The organism is Tissierella praeacuta (genome assembly GCF_040396155.1).
Taxonomy (GTDB): domain Bacteria; phylum Bacillota; class Clostridia; order Tissierellales; family Tissierellaceae; genus Tissierella; species Tissierella praeacuta_A.
Window position 1 is genome coordinate 1 of record NZ_JBEBOY010000073.1, and the last position, 9,003, is coordinate 9,003.

General features: G+C 29.9%; 8 protein-coding genes. 1 reads left to right on the forward strand and 7 read right to left on the reverse strand.

The features are described 5' to 3' along the window. From ABWP20_RS17715 to ABWP20_RS17725, 3 genes are all read right to left on the reverse strand, one after another. Positions 1–1,570, reverse strand: a 1,570-nt coding sequence (locus ABWP20_RS17715; RefSeq protein ID WP_353097653.1) for an oleate hydratase, incomplete at its 3' end; no start/stop codon positions are given. A 311-nt stretch (positions 1,571–1,881) separates the two neighbouring features. Next, positions 1,882–2,451, reverse strand: coding sequence for a TetR/AcrR family transcriptional regulator (locus ABWP20_RS17720; protein ID WP_353097655.1), 570 nt, complete (start codon positions 2,449–2,451; stop codon positions 1,882–1,884). 421 nt (positions 2,452–2,872) lie between these two features. Beyond that, complete coding sequence (locus ABWP20_RS17725; RefSeq protein WP_353097657.1) at positions 2,873–3,145, reverse strand: hypothetical protein; 273 nt, start codon at positions 3,143–3,145, stop codon at positions 2,873–2,875. Positions 3,146–3,589: 444 nt separating this feature from the next. On the opposite strand from ABWP20_RS17725, the gene ABWP20_RS17730 reads away from it, so the two are divergent. Further along, a complete protein-coding gene (locus ABWP20_RS17730; protein ID WP_353097664.1) occupies positions 3,590–5,407 on the forward strand; it encodes an acyltransferase family protein in 1,818 nt (605 codons plus the stop codon). Between the two features lie 189 nt (positions 5,408–5,596). Here ABWP20_RS17730 and ABWP20_RS17735 read toward each other — a convergent pair whose 3' ends face one another. The 4 genes from ABWP20_RS17735 to ABWP20_RS17750 all read right to left on the reverse strand — a co-directional run bounded on the left by ABWP20_RS17735 (position 5,597) and on the right by ABWP20_RS17750 (position 8,551). Further along, positions 5,597–5,908 (reverse strand): Dph6-related ATP pyrophosphatase, encoded by a 312-nt coding sequence (locus tag ABWP20_RS17735; RefSeq protein WP_353097658.1) that lies wholly within the window; start codon positions 5,906–5,908, stop codon positions 5,597–5,599. A gap of 366 nt (positions 5,909–6,274) precedes the next feature. Next, positions 6,275–7,018 carry an ABC transporter permease gene (locus tag ABWP20_RS17740; protein WP_353097660.1) on the reverse strand — a complete coding sequence of 248 codons (744 nt, stop codon included), beginning with the start codon at positions 7,016–7,018 and terminating at the stop codon, positions 6,275–6,277. Next, entirely contained in the window at positions 7,005–7,736 is a 732-nt protein-coding gene (locus tag ABWP20_RS17745; RefSeq protein WP_353097661.1) for an ABC transporter ATP-binding protein, read from the reverse strand. Before ABWP20_RS17745 ends, ABWP20_RS17740 begins: the two co-directional genes overlap by 14 nt. 56 nt (positions 7,737–7,792) lie before the next feature. Further along, positions 7,793–8,551, reverse strand: coding sequence for a MerR family transcriptional regulator (locus ABWP20_RS17750; RefSeq protein ID WP_353097662.1), 759 nt, complete (start codon positions 8,549–8,551; stop codon positions 7,793–7,795). Between the last annotated feature and the right edge of the window lie 452 nt (positions 8,552–9,003).

Consider the following 9,003-nt stretch of genomic DNA (forward strand, 5'->3'; position numbering starts at 1 on the left):
GTCCTGAATACTCAATAGTAAATACAGTATCACGTCCTGGGTCATCTAATGTTTCCGCAAACTGTCCAAGAAAAGCAAAGTTTACTCCATTCTTTGGTACAACATAAGGACGATCTCCAAATTCACGAGGCATAAACTGAGATGTAATAAATGGCATCATAACAGGGACTGCAGTACATGATTCTGCCAATTCTTCTATTTCATCTGTAGGAACTCCTATATGATATAACCATTCTTTTGTTATTTCCTTACCAGTACAATCTCTCATAGGTTTTTGAATATAATCTCCAGGAACATCAGAAAATAAACCATATACCCAAACAGCAACATCTTTTTCAGGCTGCCCATAATACTGTTCCTGACGATTTATTGTCCAACTCATCAACCATGAAGAATCAATAGCTGTAACTATACCACCTGTTACAGTTTTTCCACCATATGGTGAACGTTTTGTAATCTTTTCAATATATTCAGGAACACGTTCATCATGACAAGTTACTGTACAAGATTCCCAACTAGATTTTTCTGGATCTGTGCAGAATTTATCTGGATTTCCAAATTCATCTGACTGGGCTGCTATATTCCTCCACAACTTCCAACATCCTTTTGGCTCCTTGTTAAATGGAGCAGGTGTATTATCATCACCATATCCAGATCCTTCAGTCATAGAACCATTAGTAATAAATACTAAATCGTTTTCTGTTAAATCAATAGAAATATCTTTTCCATCTTTATCTGTTGCAACTATTCTCTTTGCAACCTTTTTATCATCTGAAATTGAAAATTCAACATTATCTACAGTAACACCATATTCAAATTTAGCTCCATGGTCTTCTAGATATTTAACCATAGGTTTTACAAATGAAGTATATTGATCATGTCGTGAAAATTGTAGAGCTGAAAGATCTGGTAGCCCCCCAACATGATGAATAAAACGATTCATATATAATTTCATTTCTAAAGCACTATGCCAATTCTCAAAAGCAAACATTGTTCTCCAATATGTCCAAAAATCAGTATTTAAAAGTTCTTCAGAAAAAATATCTTCAATAGATTTATCTTGAAGCTCTTCATCTGGTATACTTACAAAAGCAGCTAATTCTTTTGCTAAATCCTGACCTAAGTTAAATTTCCCATTATCATAGCGTTCACCTTGGTTTTTAGTAATACGACAATTACTAAAGTTTGGATCATCATAATTTGTATAATAAAAATGATCTAATACAGTCATATTAGGATCCTCAGTAGAAGGTAATGAACTGAATAAACTCCATAAAACCTCAAAATGATGACCCATTTCCCGTCCACCACGTGCTACATAACCCAAATTTTGACGAACCTCAGCATCTAAAGAACCACCTGGAAGGTCTAATTGCTCTAAGAAAGTAATCTTGCTGCCATCCATATGGGCATCACGGATCAAAAAACAACCTGCAGCCAATGCGCCTATTCCTGTACCAATTAAATATGCCTTTTTATCTTCAATTCCCTTAGGCTTTCTTGCATTTACTAAAGCATGATAAGTCCCATTTGTAAGTGTAAGTCTATCATCATATGTCTTTAATTTCATTTTATCTCCCTCTTTCTTAATCTTTTAATAGCTTTTATACTATTATATTTTAAGTCCTCTATATTCACTTTTTTAGTATGCCCACATGGTGTAATAAATAATAAATCCTCCTTTAACTTTTTTGAATATTATTATCTATAAAATTTATATGAATCTTTTGTATAAATCTATAATATAGTTTTTTTATATCTTTTTCATTAGATAAATAAACTGGGGTGTTCAAGTTTTGAACACCCCAGTTTATTTATCTAGTTTTTAGGCAGTTAATATAAAATGCCCAATAGCAACAAAGATTCTATCATTGATTTTTATTAAACATCATTTAAACCGGCACTTCGTTTAAGAGATAATTCGATATTTCCATCAAAGAGCTGACCAATTCGCCTAATTATAGTATCAGGGTCTTCCTTCATTCCTGAAGAAATCCATCGGAGTACCATCTCAGTGAGGGCACACTGATAAAAAGAAGCAATCAATTTTCTATCTTCTAAAGAAGCCGAGATACCCTCACTTACTTTTTCAACATATCGGTTCATAACATTTCCTGATACATTGTATATATAGTTTACTAATTCTTCTCTCTGCATAGAATTATATACATGATAAATGGCTGTTTTATTTTCTAAAGCAAACGTAGCAGCCACAATAAAGCTCTCCTCCCAGGATAGTGTATCATTGTATTCATCGATAACTCTCTGGAGTTCTGTTTGAAATATCTCTGACAAAAGTGCATATACATCTGTATAGTAATAATAAAAAGTATTTCTATTAATCTCACATGCTGTAGCAATATCCTTAACTGTTATCTTGTTAAGCGGACGCTCATTCAGCATCTTTATAAATTGCTCACGAATCATTTTTTTAGTATATTGCTGTGCCAAATCGCACCTCCCTAAAGCTTTATTTTTATTCAAAATTATAACATATGATAAGTTATTTGCAAATAATCTATTATCATAGTATTTATTATATCTGAGCTTGTATTTCATATATAAAAATATAGGGATTTTAGGGCATATCATCAGTAAATTTGGTCCAATACTTTGAAGCCCTTATTTATTGACTTTGATAAAGGCCCCTCCTTATTAATAAAATTGTAAAAAATCACTACTCCAAGAAATAATTTTATCATAATATAAAACTAAGTCATTCCTATCCATTGTAATTAGCTTTTCTCTATCCGTACAAATATTCAGTATCTCTTTATCTATAGCACGCACATTACAATATTTATACTTGAATTTTAGACTGGGATTCAAAGTGGATTATAAACAATAAAGTTCTAATCTCCTTAATATGGATTTATTTAAGAAATGAATTCATAATAATTATAGTATTTTCTTTATTTCTATAGGTTGTTTTCACTCTATCCACCTCAATATATCCCATTTTGATCCAAAACTTATGTCCTTGCAAATTATCTTCTATTACTCCAATTCTTAATATCTTGCCACCTTCTGTCAATTCAAAAAAGTCTGAACATCTTTCACATAAATCTTGTATTTCAATTTCATCAGCAGTTGTTAATCCCTTAATTTTGTATCCATAATAACCTGGTATTCTTGTTCCTATCAATATATACTCATCCTTCCTTACTTTATGATAAATAATAAGCTTCTCAATTCCTTAAGAATACCATAATGATATCATAAATAATTGGTATCTAACTTTTATAATTCTTTAATTAATTCTATATAATTAAAAATTATTGAAATGTTTGATGGCTTTTTCCTCTAGATAAAATACTCTTCTTTATTATGGTAAGTATCCCTAAATATGTAACATACTAAGTAGCTTTAATAGGAAACAAAACATGACTTATAGCCAATTAAGCCTTGAAATATTACTCAAATAAATATTAAAAAATATGAATCAATAATATATTTGTAACTAAATTGTAATCTTTATATAACCTGTTTGAAACTTTTTTTAACTCATAAAATAGTATAATTAGATTAGATATTATATTAATACTAATTTGAATCAAATAAGTAGGAGGAGACTTACATATTGAATACTATGCACAATCGTCGTTACATATCAGGATTAGATGGGCTTCGTGCCTTTGCAATTTTATCTGTGATTTTTTACCACTTCAGTTTTAGTTGGGCTAAAGGAGGTTTTTTAGGAGTTGACATTTTCTTTGTCTTATCCGGTTATTTAGTAACCTCTAAGATTTTATTATCACGAGAAAATTTTGAATTAAAAACTTTTTGGAAAGGTCGTCTCTGCAGACTACTACCCTCTGCTTATTTAATGATTATGATTACTTCTTTAGGTGTAATCTTTTTTGACCATAGACTTTTAACAAATTTATTAGGTGATGTACTATCTTCTATTTCATATACAACTAATTGGTGGTTTATCTTTCATAAGCTTTCTTATTTTGATAGCTTTGGTTCACCATCTCCCTTGAAACATATTTGGTTTTTGGCAGTACAAGAGCAATTCTATATTTTATGGCCTCTTATACTTGTAGTAGTATTAAGAAATACTAAAAAAACTAAGAAGATTTCAAGTATAATTTTTATTGGAGCCTTGCTTTCAGCAACTTTAATGGGTATACTTTATGATCCAGCTGCTGATCCGAGCCGTATATACTATGGTACAGATACCCGTGCTTTTGAATTATTAATAGGAAGTTTTCTAGCATCTATTTCAGTAAATAAGAAACCTTTTACTAAAGAGGTTTCTAAAAAACAGAGAAATGAGCTAAAACTATTGAGTATTATTACTTTTTCTATTTTTATTTTTAGCACTATATTCATAGATGAATATAACTCTTCTTTATATCGTGGTGGGTTATTTCTATTTAGTTTAAACACGGCTTTACTTATAGCATGTGTTTGTCATCCAAAAGGAATCTTAGGTCCCATACTTTCATGGAAACCTCTGCGTTGGATTGGTACAAGATCCTATGGAATATATCTTTGGCATTATCCTATTATGGTTCTAAGTACTCCTATCTATGAAATAGGGAATCCATCATATTTACGTGTTTTTATTCAACTAATCATTACATGTATTATTGCAGAACTTTCATATCATTTTATAGAAATGCCAATACGAAAGGGTGGATTTAGAAAATATTACAATTACTTAACTGTTGATTCTTTTAAAAGAAACTCCTCTGGATTTACGAAAAAAACTGTGGCTATAATATCAGTTCTAGTAATTATATCTCTTTCTATTGGTATTAATAATATGGTAAAAATAAAATCAAACTTAAAAAAAGCAGAAGCATATTCACCAGAAATAGAAACAAATACAGCTGAAATTCCTGAGGACAAGGATGCTGATGAAAATCCTAATGAAAAAGATATAAATATATCTACAGAAAATGATGAAGAAACTTCGTCAACAGAAGAAGAAGATTATAAAGAGATATTGGCTATTGGAGATTCTATTATGTTAGATATTACTCCAAAACTTAATAAAACATATAGTAGTATTACAATTGACGGAAAAATTGGAAGGCAAATGTCAGAAGCAATAGATTTAGCTACTAAATATGCTGAATTTAACAATTCTGATAAAGCGGTTATTATTGAGCTTGGAACAAATGGATACTTTACAAGCAAGCAAATTGATGAACTTCTCGACTCTTTCTCAAAATCACATGTTTTTTTAGTAAATACCCGTGTACCACGATCTTGGGAAAGCAAAGTCAATAAAGTTTTAAAAGAAAAAGCTGAAGAACGAGAAAATGTAACCCTAATTGACTGGTATGCTATAGCTTCTGAACATCCTGAATACTTTGACCAAGATGGTGTACATTTAAATCCTGAGGGAACTGAAGCTTTAGTAAGTCTTATTAGTGAGAGCCTAAGAATATAATAATATTTTATGATATCTTGTTCATTTTAAATAAAGTGTATAGGAAATACTCATAAATTTATATAACTGATTTTACCCCCTAATAACTATTGTCTGATCAATTCTTTGAACAGACAATAGTTATTTTTATTTTAAAATAGCGGTTCTTTGGGAGTAAGTATGAGATATTTTAATGCTAAAGTCCTATTTTTATTCTAATGATATAGGTAGTATTGAATAATCACCGTTTCTTGTTAATTCATCAAATTTAAAATTTACAGATTCTTTAAAAAGTGGTCCATCATATACAAAAGTATGATATTCACCGTTTTCTCCACAAATATCTGCACCTTCAACTACTATTTCTTCCATAAGTTCTTTTGTTAAGGTTCTTCCTAGAAACTTTTCACTAAGTCTAGATGAATCCACAATAGTTATAACGGCTTTAAACCCACTTTCTATAAATTCATAAACCAATTCTTTTCTGCTTTCATTCCAAAGTGGAAATATACTTCCCTCCACTATAAGATGCTACGAACTTTATTTTTTTATCCATGCTCACTTCTCCTTTATCTATTTAATGACAAATATATTGCAAAATAGTTTTATCATATTCTATCATGTTGTCAATTATTTCTATATAATGTATCCTATATATCCAAAAACATAGCCTTCTCTATATAGCATATATCATTTTATGTTCCATTCATAGTGTCATTATAATATTATAATTATAAAAATACAATCAAGTTGTTATATAGGAAACCATGTTTGAATCGAATAATTATTTTAATATTGTAATCTGTAGATATAAGAAAATCAAAAAGCACACAAACAGGCTATCTTATCTGCTTATGTGCTTCTTCATAGAATCAGACCTCTACTCTTTTATTCCCATTTAAAACATTTAATTGAGATTATACTGCATATAAGTGTAATAGCTACCATTAATATAAGCGGAAAAATTATGTTGTCAATAGGAAGTCCTAACGAAGTAGCTTTTAATAGTTTAATACCTTGTGTAAGTGGTAAAAACTCAGAAATATTTTGTAACATTTTAGGCATTACTTCATAAGGTAAAGTCGCACCTGAGAAAATTAACATCGGAAAATATAAAATACTTGCAATTATACTTGCGATTTTAATATTTGGTGCAATACCACCAACCATCATGCCAATACTGAACATGGAAACCATGACTAATAGGAATGTTATGATAAACATAGGCATAGATCCAATAATTGTAAAGTCAAAAAATAGTGCAGCGATTACTGTAACTAAGGCAAGAGAAATCAGTGAATATAGTGAATAAATGGTTACTTGAACAAAAAGAATCAATATAGGACTTATAGGTGTCACTTGAAATCTCTTTAGTATTTTTCTATTTCGATAGTCAGATATTACAAGTGGCATCCCCATAAGACCTCCTGCACAAATTGCAATCGTTGATACTGCTCCAAATGATTGTGCTAGAAAACTATAATCAGCACCTTTAAAAGCAGGCTTATTACCATATATGATACCAAGTAGTATCAAAACCACAACAGGCATACATATAGCAAAAATAAACATATCCATACCTCTTAAAGATAGTTTTAATTCTGTTTTCAGCATGGTTCTAAATGTTTTCATTAGTATTTTCCTCCTCTGCATACCAAAGATATACATCCTCAAAGTTTTCATATGGACTATTTTTAATAGCTTCTTGAACAGTTCCAGTGAACACAGACTTACCTTTTTTCAAAATCATAATTCTATCACACAGAGCTTCAACTTCATCCATAAAATGAGAAGTTAAAAAGATTGTCAATCCATTCTGTTTTAAATCAGATAAACATTTCCAGACATCACGCCTTGCCTTCGCATCAAGTCCAGTTGTCAATTCATCTAAAAATACAACTTTTGGATTAGGAATAAGAGCTAAGATGATAAACAACTTTTGCTTTTGTCCTCCTGATAATTCTGAAATAAGAGTATTTACTTTTTCCGTTAATCCAAATCGCTTTAAAAGTTCATTATAGTCAATAGTTTCTTTGTAAAGACACTGAGTTTCTTCACACAACTCCGATACCCGTATCTTATCTTGATAATTTGCTTCTTGAAATTGAACTCCTACATATTCAAATAATTTCTTTCTATCAGTTTGGGGATTCATGCCAAGAATTGATATTACACCATTATCAGGCTTGCGAGTACCTAGAATACATTCGATAGTAGTACTTTTTCCAGCACCGTTTGCACCAAGAAGTCCAAAGACTTCTCCACTTTTTACAGAAATATTTATGTTATTTACGACAGTGATATTTCCGTAGGATTTTTTGAGTTTTTCAACTCTGATTGTTGTTTCCAATTTACATACCTCCTTTATTTTCTAATAAAACAATAACACCAGAAAAAACTCTGGTGTTAAAATGGAGGGTTAGTTAGAAATATCTTTTTCATATTTATAAGAGTTACTCTCATAAAGAAAGCATTTTGTTTAGCATCATATAGAGATAATAGTAATTTATCACAAGCTGTTATAATATCTTCACTTTCTTCTGGCATACCAATAACATTACTTATATCTATATCTGGATTGTGCGACAAAGCATTTAACATTCTTAATATTGAAGATAAAGAATAATTAGCACATCGCAATACACGAATGATTTTTAATCGTTGTAAATCTTCGTCTGCATATACTCGATACCCATTGACTCTACGTTTTACTGTTAATAAACCGTTAAGCTCCCAGTTTCTTAATGTATCCATTGAAATATTTAAATAGTCCGATACTTCTTTTCTTTTCAAAAGCAATTCATTAGAATTATATTTACCTGATAATAGATTTTTAACTATACTAATTGCTTCCTCAGCGTTACTTTTCTCTTGTTCTAATTGATTTAAATAGTCATCTGTTAAATCTATAGCTTTATCAAAATTACCAGTTGCAGAAGTCTTGATTATATTCATAGCCTTTTTTCTAAGTCCATTTTGCAAGATCTCCACTTTTAGTGCAGCACGAGCTAATCGAAACTGTTCAATATGAAAATCAGTAAAAACACGATATCCATTTTCTTGTCTTTTGACCTCTGGTATTAACTTCCATTGTTCATATAATCTTACAGTATTAGGATGTATGCCAATAATTTTCGCTATTTCTGCTGTTTGATATGTATTCATCAATAAACCTCCTATTCTACTATGATTATAACCTTTCAAAAAAGTCTGGTGTTTAAGTAGAGGGTTTTAATTATACTTTAAACTATATAATATCAGTATTAAAATCTTAACACTGACACTATATCCCTATTCATATTACATAATAACATACAGAGCAGAGAACATACCTCTCAAAAGCATATTTGTATATAAAATACAAATTAATATAGATAATATCCCTACAATAAATGGAACTATTGTAAATGGATTTATAAATGATATGCTATATTTGCTATTTCAATTATTTCACTATCTACATTAGCCTGTATAACCTTTTTGAGAAAAGTTTGACTAAAGATGTAAGCAAAAACTTTATGATGCATATTATATTATAGACGATTTTATAATTATGCACACATATTAATAAGTAATTGCGAAACTATTTTTAAAAAATGAATAATAGGAACATAAAT

What these genes read in the sequence shown, in the direction of transcription:
- ABWP20_RS17750 (WP_353097662.1), bottom strand. Translation starts at nt 8,551, where the DNA reads ATGAATACATATCAAACAGCAGAAATAGCGAAAATTATTGGCATACAT.
- ABWP20_RS17730 (WP_353097664.1), top strand. Translation starts at nt 3,590, where the DNA reads ATGCACAATCGTCGTTACATATCAGGATTAGATGGGCTTCGTGCCTTT.
- ABWP20_RS17740 (WP_353097660.1), bottom strand. Translation starts at nt 7,018, where the DNA reads ATGAAAACATTTAGAACCATGCTGAAAACAGAATTAAAACTATCTTTA.